General features: G+C 69.0%; 17 protein-coding genes. 6 read left to right on the plus strand and 11 right to left on the minus strand.

Annotated elements, in window-relative coordinates:
• Positions 1 to 18 precede the first annotated feature (18 nt).
• Entirely contained in the window at positions 19 to 888 is an 870-nt protein-coding gene (locus HUA75_RS47850; RefSeq protein ID WP_174485491.1) for a GIY-YIG nuclease family protein, read from the plus strand.
• A 95-nt stretch (positions 889 to 983) separates the two neighbouring features.
• Here HUA75_RS47850 and HUA75_RS03110 read toward each other — a convergent pair whose 3' ends face one another.
• From HUA75_RS03110 to HUA75_RS03125, 4 genes are all read right to left on the minus strand, one after another.
• The gene (locus tag HUA75_RS03110) at positions 984 to 1,442 is read right to left on the minus strand and encodes a hypothetical protein (RefSeq protein WP_141645926.1); all 459 of its coding nucleotides are present in this window, start codon (positions 1,440 to 1,442) and stop codon (positions 984 to 986) included.
• A gap of 14 nt (positions 1,443 to 1,456) precedes the next feature.
• Complete coding sequence (locus HUA75_RS03115) at positions 1,457 to 2,254, minus strand: permease (protein WP_174485492.1); 798 nt, start codon at positions 2,252 to 2,254, stop codon at positions 1,457 to 1,459.
• A gap of 105 nt (positions 2,255 to 2,359) precedes the next feature.
• Positions 2,360 to 2,857 carry a hypothetical protein gene (locus HUA75_RS03120; RefSeq protein ID WP_141645924.1) on the minus strand — a complete coding sequence of 166 codons (498 nt, stop codon included), beginning with the start codon at positions 2,855 to 2,857 and terminating at the stop codon, positions 2,360 to 2,362.
• Between the two features lie 18 nt (positions 2,858 to 2,875).
• Positions 2,876 to 3,661 (minus strand): glutamine amidotransferase, encoded by a 786-nt coding sequence (locus HUA75_RS03125; RefSeq protein WP_246137498.1) that lies wholly within the window; start codon positions 3,659 to 3,661, stop codon positions 2,876 to 2,878.
• A gap of 58 nt (positions 3,662 to 3,719) precedes the next feature.
• On the opposite strand from HUA75_RS03125, the gene HUA75_RS03130 reads away from it, so the two are divergent.
• The 3 genes from HUA75_RS03130 to HUA75_RS03140 are packed head-to-tail and all read left to right on the plus strand — an operon-like array spanning position 3,720 to position 7,916.
• Positions 3,720 to 5,210 (plus strand): aldehyde dehydrogenase family protein, encoded by a 1,491-nt coding sequence (locus HUA75_RS03130; protein ID WP_141645922.1) that lies wholly within the window; start codon positions 3,720 to 3,722, stop codon positions 5,208 to 5,210.
• 31 nt (positions 5,211 to 5,241) lie between these two features.
• Entirely contained in the window at positions 5,242 to 6,708 is a 1,467-nt protein-coding gene (locus HUA75_RS03135) for a glutamine synthetase family protein (RefSeq protein ID WP_174453125.1), read from the plus strand.
• A gap of 23 nt (positions 6,709 to 6,731) precedes the next feature.
• The gene (locus HUA75_RS03140) at positions 6,732 to 7,916 is read left to right on the plus strand and encodes an iron-containing alcohol dehydrogenase (RefSeq protein ID WP_174485493.1); all 1,185 of its coding nucleotides are present in this window, start codon (positions 6,732 to 6,734) and stop codon (positions 7,914 to 7,916) included.
• Between the two features lie 51 nt (positions 7,917 to 7,967).
• Here HUA75_RS03140 and HUA75_RS03145 read toward each other — a convergent pair whose 3' ends face one another.
• From HUA75_RS03145 to HUA75_RS03160, 4 genes are all read right to left on the minus strand, one after another.
• Positions 7,968 to 8,564 (minus strand): hypothetical protein, encoded by a 597-nt coding sequence (locus HUA75_RS03145; protein ID WP_246137497.1) that lies wholly within the window; start codon positions 8,562 to 8,564, stop codon positions 7,968 to 7,970.
• Positions 8,565 to 8,746: 182 nt separating this feature from the next.
• Positions 8,747 to 10,030: an Nramp family divalent metal transporter gene (locus HUA75_RS03150; RefSeq protein WP_174485494.1), complete on the minus strand. Its 1,284-nt coding sequence runs from the start codon at positions 10,028 to 10,030 to the stop codon at positions 8,747 to 8,749.
• Positions 10,031 to 10,044: 14 nt separating this feature from the next.
• The gene (locus HUA75_RS03155) at positions 10,045 to 10,536 is read right to left on the minus strand and encodes a hypothetical protein (protein ID WP_174485495.1); all 492 of its coding nucleotides are present in this window, start codon (positions 10,534 to 10,536) and stop codon (positions 10,045 to 10,047) included.
• A 116-nt stretch (positions 10,537 to 10,652) separates the two neighbouring features.
• Complete coding sequence (locus HUA75_RS03160; RefSeq protein WP_174467066.1) at positions 10,653 to 11,333, minus strand: hypothetical protein; 681 nt, start codon at positions 11,331 to 11,333, stop codon at positions 10,653 to 10,655.
• Positions 11,334 to 11,695: 362 nt separating this feature from the next.
• Between HUA75_RS03160 and HUA75_RS03165 the strand changes: the two genes are divergently transcribed.
• Both HUA75_RS03165 and HUA75_RS03170 read left to right on the plus strand, forming a co-directional pair.
• The gene (locus HUA75_RS03165) at positions 11,696 to 12,427 is read left to right on the plus strand and encodes an HAD family phosphatase (RefSeq protein ID WP_174467065.1); all 732 of its coding nucleotides are present in this window, start codon (positions 11,696 to 11,698) and stop codon (positions 12,425 to 12,427) included.
• Positions 12,428 to 12,626: 199 nt separating this feature from the next.
• Positions 12,627 to 13,073: a hypothetical protein gene (locus HUA75_RS03170; protein WP_174485496.1), complete on the plus strand. Its 447-nt coding sequence runs from the start codon at positions 12,627 to 12,629 to the stop codon at positions 13,071 to 13,073.
• Between the two features lie 81 nt (positions 13,074 to 13,154).
• Here HUA75_RS03170 and HUA75_RS03175 read toward each other — a convergent pair whose 3' ends face one another.
• The 3 genes from HUA75_RS03175 to HUA75_RS03185 are packed head-to-tail and all read right to left on the minus strand — an operon-like array spanning position 13,155 to position 16,445.
• Positions 13,155 to 14,999 carry a glycosyltransferase family 39 protein gene (locus tag HUA75_RS03175; protein ID WP_174485497.1) on the minus strand — a complete coding sequence of 615 codons (1,845 nt, stop codon included), beginning with the start codon at positions 14,997 to 14,999 and terminating at the stop codon, positions 13,155 to 13,157.
• A complete protein-coding gene (locus HUA75_RS03180; RefSeq protein ID WP_174485498.1) occupies positions 14,996 to 15,946 on the minus strand; it encodes a hypothetical protein in 951 nt (316 codons plus the stop codon). Before HUA75_RS03180 ends, HUA75_RS03175 begins: the two co-directional genes overlap by 4 nt.
• Complete coding sequence (locus HUA75_RS03185; RefSeq protein WP_141645914.1) at positions 15,933 to 16,445, minus strand: hypothetical protein; 513 nt, start codon at positions 16,443 to 16,445, stop codon at positions 15,933 to 15,935. Before HUA75_RS03185 ends, HUA75_RS03180 begins: the two co-directional genes overlap by 14 nt.
• Positions 16,446 to 16,456: the final 11 nt, after the last annotated feature.

Below are 16,456 nucleotides of genomic sequence, written 5' to 3' on the forward strand. Positions count from 1 at the left end.
TGGCTCAGGAGGGGCGTGGTGGCAGGAAAGACCATCAAGTTGTTCTTCGTGGACGGGGACCCCAGTGGTTTGCGGGTTGCGGACGTCATGAACTGGGCGGGTATCGCCCTGGCCGTTCCGCGAAACCATCTGCCCCAGTTCAAGTCGCGCAAGGAGGCCGTGCGCCCAGGGGTGTACATCCTGCTCGGCGATGACCCGGACGCGGTGGGGGAGGTGCGTGGCTACATCGGTGAGGCCGAAGCGCTGGGTCTGCGGCTCGCCCAGCATGCTCGGGACTCCGCGAAGGAGTGGTGGACGGAGGCCGTGGTCTTCACGTCGAAGGACGGCAACCTCACCAAGGCCCATGCGAAGCACCTGGAACTCGCGCTGCACACGCTCGCCAGCGAGGCGGCTCGGGTCAACCTGACGAATGGCGCCGCTCCTTCGGGCGCCGCGCTCCCCGAGTCGGACCTGGCTGACATGGAAGGCTTCCTCGAATACGTGCGGCTCACGCTTCCCCCGCTGTCTGGACGTGCGGGCCAGATGCTCGAGCCACGGAGTGGGACGCGGACGAGCGGGCCCGAGTTCACCTATTTGGTGCTCAAGGCGCAGGCTCGGATGCGGAGGTCCTCCGAGGGCTATGTCGTGCTGCGCGGTTCGACAGCGGTGCGGAAGCTGTCCGATTCCCTCTCGAAGGGATATCGGGCCATCCGCGAAGGGCTCGTTCGCGATGGCACTCTGACTCTTCGGGAATCCGATGACCTGATGGTCTTCAACTCGGATGCCGTCTTCACCAGCTCCTCGGCGGCAGCGGGAGTGGTCGCCGGCTCTTCCCAGAGCGGCCCCGCTGGGTGGCGACTGCCGGATGGGACGAGCCTGGGTGCCGTCGAGGCCGCTGAACTCGAATAGCCGTCGTCCGTGATGGCTCGGTTCGTTGCTCCTCGACTCGCGATACGAGACGTCGGAAGTCGCGCGTCAGGTCGCTTCCTATTGGCGAGACCTGCTTACGCCTGGGCGCCCTGGGCGAGCCGGAGCTTCGTCTCCAGCTTGTCCAGGCAGATCTGCATCTGTTTGCGTTTGACGCGGCCCTCGGTGGCTTCTCCCAGGCTCAGCATCTGCTCCGTGAGCCAGCGCGCGAGGAACAACAGCGACAGCCGGTCCTCCGGCGCCAGTCCTCGTTCAAGGTAGCGCTTGTTGCGCATGTAGTCGTCGAACGCGTCCGTCTCGTGCATCAGCTCCCACCGCGTCAGTCGCAGCGCTTCGGTGTAGACGACCGGCGCGGGGCGCGGATGAGGCTCGGTGAACAGGGGCGCGAAATGGCCTCCCGTGTCCAGGTCGACCTCTTCCACCGGCGGCGGCCACTTCTGGAGGTCCTGCGCCAGCAGCTTCGCCACCTCCTCCACGAAGTGGTCCATGAGCGGCACGGGCTTCAGGTCGAAGAGGCGGTCCCAGCGCGAGGGCATGTTCCCTCTCTACCTCAAGAGGCGGACGGTGGCAGCGACACGGCGCGCAGACCCTGCGCGCATTCGCCATAACCCGCGACCAGCTCGCGCCGGATGACCTCGTAGACCGCCCGCCGGGTGAGCAGCTCTCCGTGGCCCACGTCGGGAAGTTCGTGGTTGAACACCTGCGGCTGCCCCTCCACGTCCAGCCGCGCCGATGCCCAGGGCGTGACTTCATCCATCTTCGAGTAGAGCGACGCCAGCCGCACGTTCCGCGGAAACGCCCCCATGCGCAGCTGCTTCAGGAACGGCGACAAGGGCGTGAGCTGCCACATGCTGCGGCTGAACCACCCGAGCGTCGCGCACCCCAGGTACGCCAGCCGCGAACCCTTGTGCGGAGTGCCGAGCGTGATGAGGTTGCGCACCCGCGCATCTCCGCCCAGGCGCTTCACGTAATACATGCCGATGAGGCCCCCCTTCGAGTGGCCGACGATGCTCAGCGGCCCCATGTGCGGATAGCGCGTGTACATGCGCTCCACCTTCTCACGCACCTTCCGCGCCAGCGCGTCGATGCCGCACGTGTTGAACCGATCCAACGCCCCGCCCAGGTGGATGGACCAGACGGAATAGCCGTCACGCCGCAGCCGCTGCTCCAGCACCTCGAACACGCGGCGCGTGCTGAAGAAGCCGTAGAGCAACAGCACCGGCCGGGGACAGTGCGTGAAGTCCGTCCTCCGGACGATGTGGTTGGCGCGTGCGTCCAGATGCAGATGGCCCGCGAGGTTTCGCAGTCGTCGTGTCCACCGGCGGTAGTGCGGAACGAGAGGATTCATGGCGCACTCGGTCGGCGCGAGGAGCGCCGTCCGGACACAACCTGTGAATCACGGCCTCTTTCCGCCGGGCTCGCGCGGGGGCCTCAACCCGCGAACGCGTGCTGCTCAACGTCCGGCGTCGGACGGCCCCGGCCCAGCGTCCGGAATTCCACCATCCCCCGTGCCTCCGTCCGTGCCGGCATCCGTCCCACCATCGCCCGGCCCCGTCACGCAGCACGCCGGAACCTTCGCGAAGTACAGCGCCGCCTGGGAGCAGAAGGCGCGGATGTCTCGGTGATGCGCGCCGCAGCCGGTGACGAAGCGGCCGTCCTCGCAGACGGGCTCGGGCGCCGTCGCCGGGTCACACGCCGTCAGGCTCCGCGCGCACACGGCCCGCGAGCGATAGAAGCGCGCGTCGCCCCGGTCTCCCGGCACGACGGTGCAGGTGGTGCCCTGGTCGCACTCCTGGAAGATGGCGCCGGTGGAGCAGGGGCCCACCGTGCAGGCCGTCTCGCAGTTGAGCGCCTCCGAGTCGTCACAACGTGGAGCCTGGGAGCACGGGTCACCGTCCGAGCAGGCGGAGACGAGAAGGGCGAGCAGCAGCGACGGCAGGAAGCGCGGCAAGGGGAGCCTCGAAGGGGGTCAGGTGAAGCGCTCCAGGAAGTTCATCAGGATTCGCCTCCCAGCGGGAGTGGGAGTCAGGCCCGCGAGCAATCGGGGCACCTGCGCACCGGGCGGAATCCCCCGCGCCACGGCCTCCTGCTCCAGTCCCTCCTGACGCGCGTGGATGACGGCGCGCAGGGCGTCCGGCGCCGCTTCCGGGTGGAATTGCACGCCTCGGACCTTCGGGCGGAACGCCAGCGCCTGCGCGGCCGTGTTGGCGTTGCCCGCGAGCACCGTCGCGCCCTCGGGCACCTGGGCGACGATGTCCTCGTGCGTGGCCTGGGCGGCGAAGACCTCCGGCACCCCGTCGAACAGCGCGTCCCGACGCCCCGCCTCGGTGAGCCTCACCTCCACCGTGCCCGTCTCCCGGCCCTGCGGATTTCGCGCCACGTGTCCACCGTACGCACGCGCGAGCAACTGATGACCAAAACACACGCCAAGCACCGGCGTGCCCTTCTCACCGGCCTCCACCATGAAGTCCGCGACGCGCTCCATCCACGGCTCCAACCGCGTCACCGACAGAGGGGAGCCCGTCATCATCACCGCGTCGTACGCATGCGCGTCCCGTGGCAACGGCGCGTCGCGGTGCACCGGGAGGATGTCGAAGCGATGGCCCTCCAGTCCGATGGTGCCCAGGAACCACTGCTCGTAATCACCGACGGTGAGGCGCACGGACTCAGCAGCCTCGCCGGCTTTCAGCAACAAGACGTTCTTCACCACCGCAGGTTGCCGCGTCTGGACGTCATTCCTACCCTGTCGTGCCACCTGTGTTCGCTCCTGGCCAATCTGTCTGGAACGCCCCTGTGCGCCCCGAGGAATCCCCATGCTAGACGCCCGCTCGCTCTCCCCCCGGCTGCCCGTCCTGCAACTGCTCATCGATGGGCAGGGCGTGGACCCCCTCGAAGGGGGCTCGCTCCCGGTGGTGAATCCCGCCACGGGTGAGAAGGTGTGCGATGTCCCCAGCGCCACCGCCGCCGACGTGGACCGCGCGGTGAAAGCCGCCCGTCGCGCCTTCGAGTCCGGCCCGTGGAGCAAGATGTCCGCCCGGGAGCGCGGCAAGCTCATCCGCAAGCTGGCCGACCTGCTGTGGCAGCGCCGCGAGGAGTTCGCGCTCGTCGAGTCGCTCAACAACGGCAAGACGTTCCGCGACGCCGTCCGAGGCGACGTGGCCCCGGGCGCTGGCACGCTCGCGTACTTCGCGGACTGGGCGGACAAGATTCATGGCGAGGTGCTCCCGGTGGACGGCCCCTTCCACACCTACGTGCTCAAGGAGCCGGTGGGCGTGGTGGGCCTCATCGTCCCGTGGAACTACCCCACGTGCATCCTCTGCTGGAAGCTGGGGCCCGCGCTCGCCGCGGGCTGCACGGTGGTGGTGAAGCCCTCCGAGATGACGCCGCTGACGGCGATGAAGCTGGGCGCGCTCGCGCTCGAGGCGGGCTTTCCTCCCGGGGTCCTCAACGTCGTCACCGGCTACGGGGACCCCGCGGGCGAGGCGCTCGCGCGGCACCCGGACGTGGACAAGATTTCCTTCACCGGCTCCGGTCGCACCGCGCGCCGGCTGATGCAGGCGTCGGCGGGCAGCAACCTCAAGAAGCTGACGTTGGAGCTGGGCGGCAAGAGCCCGCAGGTCATCTTCTCCGACGCGGACCTGGAGCGCGCCGTGGAGGCGTGCTTCTGGGGCATCTTCGGCAACAAGGGCGAGACGTGCAACGCGGGCAGCCGCGTGCTCGTGCAGGACGGCATCTACGACGACTTCGTGGCCCGGCTGGCGGACCGCGCGCGCAAGCTGCGCGTCGGAGACCCGTTGGACCCGTCCACGGAAATGGGCGCTCAGGTGAGCCAGAAGCAGCTCGACACCATCCTCGGCTACGTCGAGAGCGGCCGTCAGCAGGGCGCGAAGCTCCTGGCCGGTGGTGAGCGCGACACGGAGAGCGTCAAGGCGAAGGGCTACTTCATGCGGCCCACCATCTTCGGCGACGTGAAGCCGGACATGAAGATTGCCCAGGAGGAGATTTTCGGCCCGGTGCTCAGCTGTCTGCGCTTCCGCGATGACGCGCAGGCGCTGGAGCTGGCCAACGGCACGCTCTACGGCCTGGCCGCCTCGCTGTGGACGCGCGACGTGGCGAAGGCGCACGCGCTGGCTCGCAAGGTGAAGAGCGGCGTGGTGTGGATCAACTGCTTCAACGAGTTCGACGATGCCGCGCCGTTCGGCGGCTACAAGGAGTCCGGCTGGGGCCGCGATTTGTCGCACCACGCGCTGGAGGGCTACCTCCAGTGCAAGGCGGTGTGGACGCGCCTGCCGACGGACACCTGAGCTTTCCCTCACCCCAGGAAGGAAGGTCCCGATGCCGACCCGTCCCAAGGCGAAGGTACTCACGCATCCGACCGTGGCTCGCAGGGCTCGCGCGAAGGAGCGCGGTGGCCCCGTGCGCGGCGCCGCCGTGCCCCGGGACTCGGGCGGCACCGACACGCTCAAGCGCTGGCTCGATGACAACGGCGTGAAGAAGGTGAAGGTCGGCGCCATCGACATCGACGGTGTCTGGCGCGGCAAGTACATCTCCCTGGAGAAGTTCCTGAGCGCCGCCAAGGGCGGCCTGGGCTTCTGCGACGTCGTCTTCGGATGGGATTTGGGCGACGAGCTGCTGGACAACACCCAGGTGACGGGCTGGCACACCGGCTATCCGGATGCGCACGCGACGGTGGACGTGACGACGGGGCGGGTGATTCCGTGGGAGCCCGACACCGCGGCCTTCCTGCTGGACTTCGTCAACCCGGACGGCACGCCCTTCGAGGCCAGTCCCCGGCAGTTGCTCCAGAAAATCGCCGCTCGCGCACGGGAGCAGGGCTACCTGCCTCGCTTCGGCGCCGAGTACGAGTTCTTCATCTTCAAGGAGCAGCCGGACACGCTGAAGCAGAAGGGCTTCCAGGACCTCACGCCGCTGACGCCCGGCATGTTCGGCTACTCGTGGCTGCGCACGTCGCAGAACGCGCCGCTGGTGCATGCGCTCATCGACGGGTGCAACGGCTTCGGCCTCAACATCGAGGGCTTCCACACCGAGACGGGCCCCGGCGTCTTCGAGGCGGCCATCCGCTATGACGATGTGGAGCGCTCCGCGGACAAGGCGGCCCTCTTCAAGACGGTGGTGAAGGAGCTGTGCGCGCGCCAGGGCCTCACCGCGTGCTTCATGGCCAAGGTGAACGCGAAGCTGCCGGGGTGCTCGGGGCACGTGCACCAGTCGCTCTGGGACCTGAAGGGCGAGCACAACCTCTTCCACGAGGAAGGCTCGCCGCACGGCATGAGCCGCCTCATGCGCCACTACATCGGCGGGCAGATAGCGCTGATGCCGGAGTTGACGGCGCTCTACTGGCCCACCATCAACAGCTACAAGCGCAGCGTGGAGAACACCTGGGCGCCCACCACCGCGGCGTGGGGTCTGGAGAACCGCACCTGCGCCGTGCGCGTCATCGGTGAGAACGCCAAGGCGATGCGCATCGAGTACCGCCAGCTCGGCGCGGACATGAACGCGTACATCGGCATGGCGGCGAGCCTGGCCGCGGGCCTGTGGGGCATCGAGAACGAAATCGAGCCGCCCCCCGCGTGCAACTCCAATGCGTACGCGTCCCACGAGGCCGCGCCGCTGCCGCGCAATTTGAGAGATGCCGTGGCCCTGCTCAAGCAGAGCGAACGCGCCCGGGAAATCCTGGGCGAGGGCTTCGTGGACCACTTCGTGCGCACGCGCGAGTGGGAGGTGCGCCAGTACGAGCGCGCCGTCACCAGCTGGGAGTTGGAGCGCTACCTGGAGCTCATCTGATGAGCCCGAGGGAGGAACCCGCGATGAAGCCGTTCGACATTCCCGCTGAGCCCCGTATCACCGAGATGGCGTGGCCCACCCGCATCGTCCTGGGCGCCGGCGCGCTCCAGCGACTGCCCGCCCAGGCGCAACGCTTGAACATGAAGCGCCCGTTGCTGGTGACGGACGCGGGCGTGGTGAAGGCGGGGCTCGCCTCCCGCGTGCTCGAAGTCTTGAAGACGGCGGGCCTGGCGTGCGCCGTCTTCGACGGCGTGGAACCCAACCCCACCGAGAAGGACGTCTTCGCCGGCCTGGAGGTCTATCGCCACAACAAGTGCGATGGACTCATCGCGCTGGGCGGAGGCAGCGCGCTGGACGCGGGCAAGCTGGTGCAACTGCTCACCACCCACGAGCCTCCGCTCAGTCGCTATGACGACGCGAAGGGCGGGGACCAGTACGTGAAGGACGACCTGCCTCCGCTCATCGCCATTCCGACGACGGCGGGCACGGGCTCGGAGGTGGGCCGCTCGGGCGTGGTGACGCTGGCGGACACGGGGCGCAAGACGGTGATTTTCAGCCCGGCCCTGCTGCCTCGCGCCGCCATCGTCGACCCGGAGCTGACGCTGGGGCTTCCTCCCGGCGTCACCGCGGCCACCGGCATGGATGCCTTCACGCACTGCCTGGAGGCGTACCTGGCCAATGGGTTCCATCCGCTGGCGGACGCGGTGGCCATCGACGGCATCCAACGCGTGAGCCGCTCGCTGGTGACCGCGGTGAGGGAAGGCACGGACCTGGCGGCGCGCACGGACATGATGATCGCCGCGATGCAGGGCGCCATGGCCTTCCAGAAGGGACTGGGCGCGTGTCACGCGCTGGCGCATGCGCTGACGCCCATCTCCGGCGTACACCATGGCCTCGCCAACGCCGTCGTGTTGCCGGTGGTGATGGAGTTCAACCGCGCTTCGAGCACGACGCGGCTGGCGCGCGTGGCCGTGGCGATGGGGGATACCTCCAATGCCCGTGAGGACGTGCTCGCGAGCAACGCCATCGACCGGGTGCGCAAGCTCAACGCGGCCATCGGCATCCCCACGCGGCTTCGCGACGTGGGCGTCAAGGAAGAGGACCTGCCGAAGATCGCCGACAAGGCCTTCCAGGACGCCTCGCACCTGAGCAACCCGCGCAAGGTGGTGGAGTCCGACCTGCTGGCCATGGCCCGCGAGGCCTGGTGATTCAGCGTCGTTCCGGGGGAGGCGAGCGCCTCCCTCGGGGTGACGGACCGCTCAGTTGCCCTGGTCCGAGGCCGCCGGCAGGACGCCGGTGGTGCCGCCGTCTCCGAGCACCGTGGCGCCCAGGTCCTTCTCGCTCACCGAGCCAGGGCCGGAGTCGGTGACTTCGCCGTGCGAGCCCACCACCGCGCCGGTCATCTCCGCGGTGCCTTCCTCGGGAACGAAGTCCAGCGTCTCCACGTAGACGCGCCCGGGCAGGCGCAGGTCCATCGCGTTGATGCGCTCCTGGCCGCGCAAGTCATAGAGCTGCTGCGCGACGGGGCCCGCGGGGATGCGGTCGTCGGAGAAGAAGATGTAGACCTTCACCTTCCCCTCCTGCGTGGGGACGCGGAAGCTGGTGTTCGCGATGGGCTTGTTCGAGTCGCACCGGATGGAGCGGTTCTCCCGCGTCAGCGTGAGCTGACGGATGACGCCCTTCTGGGACACCGTGTAGAGCATGCAGTAGGGGAGCTGCCCGGCGGAGGGGATGACCTCCATCGTCGCGGGTCCCGTCTTGCGAATCTGCGCGCGCGTGGGCCGGTCGTCCTTGCTGCCGTTCTGACAACCCGCGCTCATCGCGGCCACTGTGAGCCATGTACTCCAGCGCTTCATGTGTCCCTCCCGGGGGCGTGGAAGAACCACCGTTCGCGGCTCCAGCCTACTGCGAGCCTCGTGCTCCAGGGAGGTCCTGGCGTCCGCTCGCGCACTCTCCGGCGGCCCCAACGACCGCCAGTTCACATCCTCGCTCCAAGGCCTCTCCGACGAGCGCCCGGCCCTCACGGGCGCGCCGCGTCTCAGGGGCCTTGTAATTTACGCAGTGCGTCGAGTGCTTCCTGGAGGCCGACGCCGAGGAAGAGCAGCAGCGTGGCGACGAGCGCGGCGTTGGTGAGCCAGCCATTGCGCAGCGAGCCCACCCAGGCGCGTCGGTTGTTCATCCACAGCAGGGTGGCGGCGAGCAGCGGCATGAACAGTGCGCCGACCACGGCGTAGGCCAACTGCGCGCGCTGGAGCGGCGCCCAGAGCATGGGCAGCGGGACGATGGCGAGCGCGACCAGGTACAGCCGCCATGCGCGGGTGGTGCGCAGGTCCACGGCGGGCCCCGGCGGGCCTTTGCGGTGGATGCGCAGGAAGTCCGCGAAGAGGTAGGGGATGCCCTCCCAGACGCCCAGCAGGCTGGAGAAGACGGCGCCCCAGAAGCCCGCGAGGAACACCCAGTAGCCGGCGGGACCGATGACCGCCTCCAGCCGCGAGGCGAGCAGCGACGCCACCTTCAGGCCGGTGCCCTCCAGGCGCAGCGTCGAGCCGATGATGACCATGGCCGCGCCGAACATCCCCGTCAGCGCGTAGCCCACGGTGAGGTCCGCCTGACAGGTCTTCAAGCCGAGTGGACCCTCGCGGCCCTTCTCTCGAATCCAGTAGCCATACGACAGCATCGTCACCGTGCCGCCCACGCCGCCCAGCAGACCCAGCACCCACACGGTGCTCTTGTCGGGCAGGGAGGGAATCACGAGCCCCCGCGCGGCGGCCGCCCAGTCGGGTTGCGAGGCCACGGCGGTGAAGAGGACCGCGCCGAACATCAGCGCGATGCAGGCCGCCATCAGCTTCTCGAAGAGGCGGAACCCGCCGAGCCCGATGAGCGCGAGGCCGACCAGCGAGTGAATCACGCCCCAGATGCGCCGGGACGTCTCCGGGTCTCCACCCAGCGGCCACAGCGCATCTCCCGCCGCGCCACACGCGGAGATGAGCGCGCCGCCCGTGAAGAAGCTCCAGCCCAGCAGATAGATGAAGAAGACATTGCGCAGGCCCGGGCCCAGCCGCGCCCAGCCCTCCAGCAAGGTGGTGCCGGTGGCGAGCTGCCAGCGCGCGACGCCTTCGTTGAGGAAGCCCTTGAGCACCGAGCCCACGACGGCGGCCCACAAGATGGCCACACCCACGGCCGAGCCTCCCAGGCTCGCGGTGAGCAGGTCTCCCGCGCCCACGCCCGTGGCGGCGACGAGGATGCCGGGCCCGAAGCGAGCCATCAGCCCGGGCCTCGCGGGAGCGGCGGACTGCGCGGAGGAAGGTGCCGGGCTTTCCATGGGGGCCCGAAAGGCTACCACCCCCAGATGAGCGACATCGTCATGGAGCCCGAGCAGTCATGCAGCGGCGGGCGTGGACCGCCTCTCATGCCGAGCTGGGCCTGAATCGTCTTCCACTCGTCGATGAAGGATTGGTGTGCCGTCACCTCCTGGCGAGAGATGACGTGCGTGGCCCCCGGCTCGGCCAGCTTGGTCTGGAGGAACTGGGCCTGCTGGTGGAGCTCGTTCGCCGCGTTCGCGAGCCGCTCGGTGCTCAGGGGGCGAGGATGGGGCAGGTGAGGGTCCTCGGTCGCGTGACACTCCTCGGCGCGCGTCAACAGCTCACCCAGGCTCTCGAAGGTGCTCTGGGAGAACGCGACGCGGACGAAGGTGTTGGGGTGGGTGGACAGCTCGGTCATGGACTCCCGCAATCGCGCCAGCGCGGACCAGCCGAGCCAGACGGACGCTTCCGGGTCCTGGGCCTCCAGATTGACGACCCACTTCGAATGGATGTCCCGCGCGTCCATGCCAACGAGTCTGGCACGACTCCTCAGGCCAGGTCTGGAAGGGCCTGCTCGATGAGGTCCGCGGCGCGTCCCGCGCCCCCCGACTTCTTCGCCGGGGAGCGCGGGCTGATGTCCGCTCAGGGCATGTCGGGGCTCATCCCCGGGCACTTGCCAGGCTTCATCTGGTCCGCCGTCTTGTGGACCTCGCTGCTGAGCTGCTTCTGCTTGGACGGGTCCATCGCGGTGTAGACGATGATGACGCCATCCGGCGTGTCCTGGACACTCGCGCTGGAGGGCATGGTCGGCGCGCCCGCCATGCCGGAGCCACCCATGCCGGTGTCGTCCAGGCCGTCCTGCTCTTCCAGCGGGCTGTCGCCCAGGTCCTCGCGCTGGGCCTCCTGCATGGGCGTCTCCTGCTGCGCGCGCTGGGTGCTCTCCGCCTGCTCGTGGAGCATGGCCCGGCTGCGCTGCTGGAGCTCCGCCACCTGTGTCGGCTCCGGCGTGCTGATGATGAGCGCCACGCCTTCGGGCACGTCCTGGGCGCGGGCCATGGCGCCCGAGACGGACATGGGACAGTTGGGCTCGGAGACGCCCTTGTGGTGTTTGCCATGGTGCTCGTCACCCGGCGGTGGTGGCTGTGGCCCCATGTCAGGGGGGACTGCCTCCGCGGTGGCCGGTGGAGGCGGCTGGGCGGGCGGAGGCTGGGTGCTGGCCTGCGGCTCGGCGCCCTGGGATTGAGAGCCCCGCTTGGAGCAGCCGACCGAGAAGCAGAGCGCCGCGGACACGGCGAGAATCGACGGAAGCCTGGACAGATGCATGTGGAAGTCCCCCCGGGCGTAAGCCCTTCTCGCGGAAGGTGGGCAGGGGGACCGGGCGTCGGCAATGCGACCGCATCCAGGGTCGCCCGGTGGCCCCGCCCGGCGGACGGTGGTGTCTATCCAGGGGGAGACGCGCCCCCAGGCGACCTTCGCCATCGAACACGTCGCCAGAGAAGGCCAGGTGCGGTGGATGGGCCGCGTGATGACTCGCCAACGCGGGTGCGGCTCCTGTCTGCTCGCCTCGTTCATTGCGCAACACGCTGTCTTTCATGTCGGCATCCAAATCCATGGCCACCTCCGTCACATCTGGGTGCGTGCGCGGGCCTCCGGCTGGGAGGCTCGACCGCCATGAAAGGTTTGGTATGAGAAGGCTCGCGGTGCTCGACCTGGATGGGACGCTGACGCCAGACACCCTCGGCGCGTTGCTGGTGAGGGAATTGCTGGCACGAGGTGCCTGCGAGGCTGAGATGGGGCAGGGCTTCCTGTCGGCCCTGGCGCGTCACCGTGCGGGGTGTCAGGACTTCTACACCACCGTCGCTGAAGTCTACCAAGGGCTGGGGCGAGCCGTGGCGGGGGTGGCTGTCTCCAGCGTCGAGCGCGCGGCGGAGGAGGTCTGGGCTCATGCCCAGGGGCGAATGTTTGGCTTCGTACGCCCGCTCGTGCGGATGCTCGAGGCGGAGGGCTTTCTGGTGGCCCTCGTCTCCGGCAGTCCCATCGAGGTCGTCCAGTTGGTGGCCAACGACCTGGGCATCGATGTCTTCCGGGGCGCGGTGATGGGCATCCGGCACAATCGCTACACCGGGCGCGTGCTCCAGGGCCCCGGCCTGATGGGCGGAAAGCCGCGCATCCTCCGGGAGCTGGAGGCGCTTCATGAGGTCTGTCTGGCGGCGTCGCTCGCCATGGGCAACTCACCTTCCGACGGGGAGGTCTTCGGGTTGGTCGGGTTGCCGGTGGCCTTCGAGCCTTCCGATGAGTTGGCGGGACTCGCGGCGCGCAACGGGTGGTGCGTCGTGGACCGGCATGACGTGTTGCGAGTCCTCCTCCGGCTCCTGTCGCGCTCCGCGGGTGGGGAGGATTCTCTCGAGCCCGGGTGAGCGTCGTCTGGGCGTGCCCATGGCGCGTGGCGTTGAGGCGCTGGGTGCCTTTGGGATGAATGGGTTTCCGGGTTGCTATTGCAGTGCGATGGAATGATTGCGTTCGTGGCGTGGTGGTGATCGTCTTTTGCGTGTATGTTTTGTGGGGTGTGCTGCTGTCTGGTTAATGTTCGGCTCTCCCTCACCCAAGGAGAGCGTGATGCGCGGAAGAACTGGCGTCCTGGCGGTGGTGCTGTCGTTTGCGGTGCTGTCGGCCTGTGGTGGTCTCGAGGACACGAGCCCTCCGGAGGATGGGCTGGGCCAGCAGGAGGCGGGCATCGACAGGTGTGGCAATGGCGTCTGCTATGCGTCCGAACTGGATACGTGTCCGCAGGACTGCAATTACCCCGGGTACTGCGGTGACAATCTGTGCCGGGGCCCTGAGGGACAGAACTGCCCGTCGGACTGTACGGGTGGCTGCTTCCTCCCTGAGGAGAGCGACCCGAGGGAGTCCGAGTCGTTCATCGACAGGTGTGGCAATGGCGTCTGCTATGCGTCGGAACTCGGGACGTGTCCCCAGGACTGCAATTACCCCGGGTACTGCGGTGACAATCTGTGCCGGGGCTCTGAGGGTCAGAACTGCCCGTCCGACTGCACCGGTTGCTGACCCTCCAGGAGGGGCTTCGGTATTGCCCGAAGCGCTCCTCGCCGAGCGGGTCCCGTGCTTCCGGCACGGGGCCCGTTGTCCCTACCGTGACTCGGGCCGGACGTAGACGACCACTTGGGGTGTCTCGTCCAGGTACAGGCCCGTCGCCGGCGTGCGCGTGCCGAACGCCTGCCACGTCTGGAACTCGTACTCGCGAAACTCCTGGTGGTACTGGTACGCGACGACGTCCGCGTCGAAGGGACTGCCCACCGCGCGCAAGTCGGGCCGGAGCATGCCGTTGCGCTGGTAGTCGCGGAACGAGCCGCCGTGCACCTCATGCAGGAACAGCCGCGCGCCCGGCTTCGCGTGCTCGTTGATCCACGGCAGCACGCCGGTGACATGGCTGGACCAGAACTGGCGCTGCATCCCCAGCGTCGCCGCGCCCGGCGCGCCTCCCGCGAGTTCCGAGTAGGCCGCCGTCCCGTAGGGGAACACGCGCGCCGAGTACACCAGCGCGGGCGTCAAGAGCAGCGCGAACACGGCCACCGCCACGGAGGCACCTGGCAGCGAGGGCCAGCGGCCCCGGAGTCGCTCCACCAGTGCCTCGCAGCCCCGGGACACGGCCTGCCCTGAGAGCAGTCCCAGGAACACCATGGACGGGAACCAGTGCTTCACCCCGCCGAAGTGCGGCACCTGGGGATGGCTGATGATGAGGATGGACGTCACCGCGTTCACCCCGACGAGCGCCTCGGCCATCGTCAAGGGGCGCACCCAGGCGCGCGTCCGCTCCCACTGCCCCAGCACCACCCGCGCCGCCAGCGCGACGAAGCCCGTCACCATGGGCGCCATGAGGCTGGTGGGCACCGTGAGCGCCGTCTTCACCAGCACGTAGGACAGGGGGAAGGGCGGCTCGCGCAGCAGCGTGCCCAGATAGAACCAGGCGTAGTGGTTGTGCTTCGCGTGGAAGGCCAGGTACCACGCGGTGCGGTCCACCGGCTGGTGCCAGAGGTAGGGCCAGTGCAGGTAGAAGATGATGGGGCCGAGCACCGCCATCGCCGCCACCGGCACCAGCGCCCGCGTCACGGGCGCGCTGACCTTCTCCAGGCCCTTGAGCGTCCACGCGCCGCCCGCCGCGAGGCCCACGAACAGCAGCGTGTGGGGACTGAGCAGCAGGAACTTCTTCTGGAAGCCCTCGCCGCCGCCCAGCGACAGCACGAGCAGCCCGTAGAACACCGCCACCGCGGTGAACAGGCCCACGAAGCGAAGCAGCCACCCGCGCGCCTGGGGCTCACCCTCGCTCGCGGTCCACGCCCTCCACAGTGCGAAGGGCGTCAGCACGAAGGGCAGGAACAGCGCGTTGTGCTTGGCGGCCAGCGCCAGTCCGAAGGCCACGCCGCAGGCGATTCCCCAGCGCGTGTCTTCCAACGCCCGCCAGAAGCAATACACGACGAGCAGCCACAGCGCGGCGACGGGCAGGTCGAAGCACGCCAGCTCCGCGTTGAAGTACTGACGCGGCACCAGCATGAAGGCGAGCGCGGCGAACAACCCGGCCGTGCGCCCATACAGCGCGCTGCCGAACAGGAAGCTCAGCGCGGGCACCAGCGCCGCGAGGGCGAAGGCCGGCAGCCGGAACGCGGTGGCCGAGCGCATCCACCCCAGCGTGTCGTGGAAGAGCAGGTGGCTCAGTCCGAACAGCGTCTTCATCAGCGCGGGGTGCTCGTGGTTGTAGTCCCACGCGCGGACGATGGCCGCGTCCGTCAGCGCCTTCGCCGGTGAGTGGAAGAGCTGCCGGAACCAGCCCGCGTAGCCCTCCGCCGCGGCGAAGTAGACGCTCTCGTCGCGCGTGAAGCCCACCGCGGACTCCGTCCACCACAGCGCCACGAAGGCCAGCGCCCACAGCGCCCACGCCAGTCGCTTCTCATCCCGGGTGGCGGGCCTGCCCATCATCCCTTCACCCCCACCGCCGGCTCCACCGCCAGCACGTCCAGACACACCGCCCGCCGGTCCGGATTCTCCGAGCGGACCCAGACCTTCACGGTGCGCGCCTCGCCCGAGGGCAGGTGGACCTCCGACTTCTTCACGCCCTCCTGGCCCGGCGGTATCGCCACTTCCAACAGACGCGCGCCGCTGGCCGCGTCGTCCACGCCCAGCATGGCCGTGGTCAGCCGCGCGTCCCGGGGAAAGGCGTACTCGAAGATGATGCCGCCCTCCAGCCGCAGGCCCACGTCACCGGGCACGCCGTCCAGCTCCGCCACCAGTCGCTTCGCTCCACCCGGAGCGGGCATCCACAGGCAGCGGCGCGGCTCGTAGAGGATTTCGTGCCACTCCCGCGCGACGTACACGTTGCCGGGGCCCGGGCAGCGGTGCGCCGTTCCATCGAAGGGACACTTCTCGCGCGAGCCGTCGTCGGACTCCAGATACACCCGGGCGCGAGCGACGGCGTCCGCGGCATCGAAGCGGCGCGGCCGGTGACGGCCATTCTCGTAGAGCGTCAGCGACAGCGGCCCCTCGCGGGTGGCGGTGCCCACGGCGCGGCGCTCCGGGAGGAAGCCCGCGAGAAAGGCGGCTTCGTCCGAGCGAGGCAGCTCCGGCTGGCCCAGCACCCAGATGCGCGGATGCGCGGAGAGGTCATCCCGGTCCGAGCCCAGGTAGCCGTAGACGGGCAGGGACGGAGGCAGGAAGAGGCGGGCGCGCTCCGCCCACCAGGGGAAGAGGAGGACGGCGTCACCGGGCCGGGCCTCCGTCTTCAGGCGCTCCGCCACCGCGCGGTAGCTCTCCTCGGAGGGGAGCTTGCCCGGCAGCCGCAGGTGGAAGAGCAGACTCAGGAGCGCGACCAGCAAGAGGCCCCCCAGCTCCACGAGGGGCAGCGCGCGTGTGACGCTAGGACTTCGCAAGGCGAATCTTCTGCTCGCTCTTTTCCCGGCAGAAGGTGCAGAAGATGGGCTCGCCCGAGGAGAACGACGGCGTCCAGGGCGGGTACATCGAGCACCGCGGGTCCAGGCAGTGGTGCAGCTCCCAGAGGTGGCCGAGCTGGTGGAGCGCGTGGCGGGCCACGGGCTTGAAGCCGACCTCCAAATCCTTGTGGGGCAGCAGGGTGATGACGGCGCGGTCCTTGCCCTGGCGCGCGAAGCCCGGGGTGGGCGCCACGCCGCTGGGCAGCTCGCGCTCCTTCAGCTTGCGCGAGGTGAGCAGCAGCACCTTGTCATCCTGGTAGGCGCGAATGCCCTTCACCTGGTCCAGCAGCTTCTCGGCGTCGAGCGGCTCGCCGAGCCCGGGAGGAATCTCCGCGGTGCCGGAGTGCTCGCTGCCCACGCCGAACGCCGTGTAGAGCGTGCGGTTGAGCTTGGCGAGCTGCTTGTCGTCGAAGGGGTCCAGCGTCACGACGCGAATCACGGGGCGTCACC

Source organism: Myxococcus sp. CA040A, from assembly GCF_013336725.1.
GTDB classification, from domain to species: Bacteria; Myxococcota; Myxococcia; order Myxococcales; family Myxococcaceae; genus Myxococcus; species Myxococcus llanfairpwllgwyngyllgogerychwyrndrobwllllantysiliogogogochensis.